The sequence below is a fragment of the Staphylococcus sp. EG-SA-2 genome (assembly GCF_017152085.1).
In genome coordinates this window covers 1-521 of the sequence record NZ_JACYHC010000206.1, presented here as the reverse complement: position 1 = coordinate 521, position 521 = coordinate 1, and the positions used below count along the sequence as shown (strand labels likewise).

1 protein-coding gene is annotated in these 521 nt (G+C 28.6%); it reads right to left on the bottom strand.

Going from position 1 to position 521, the window contains the following annotated elements:
- Nucleotides 1–287 precede the first annotated feature (287 nt).
- The coding region (locus IDG60_RS01920; RefSeq protein ID WP_153154268.1) for an LPXTG cell wall anchor domain-containing protein at nt 288–521 on the bottom strand (234 nt) is incomplete at its 5' end.

Genomic DNA, 521 nt, shown 5'->3' with positions numbered 1-521 from the left:
GATTACTTTCCCAAATTTGTGATACACATAATGCTCCCAATGATAAAACTAGCAATTTATTTTTCAACTGTATTTTCTCCTTAATTTTCCCTAATTAACAACCTACCTTACACCCTATTTTTTCGCCAAGCCAAATTATATAACATCTACCTTTTTAAAATAATTAACTGTTGATGAATTAATTATTAATTATATTCAAACAATATATTTGGAAAATCCAAGTAAAAAAGCCACCTTTTAAGGTGGCTTCTTCATGAATCATATGATTAATTTAATATTATTATTACTTATTTCTTATCTTTATTTTCTTTTTTTCTTCTGAAAAGTAGTAATGAACCTAATGATGCTAATAATCCCCAAATTAGTGACGTATTCGCTTCATCTTCAGAACCTGTATCTGGTAATGGTTCTTTACTATCTTTAGCCTCATTTTTATTAGAAGCATTAGTACCATTTTTAGGTGAATTAGGCGGAACTACATTATTGTTAGAACCTGACTCGGAATCGCTATTTGAATCACT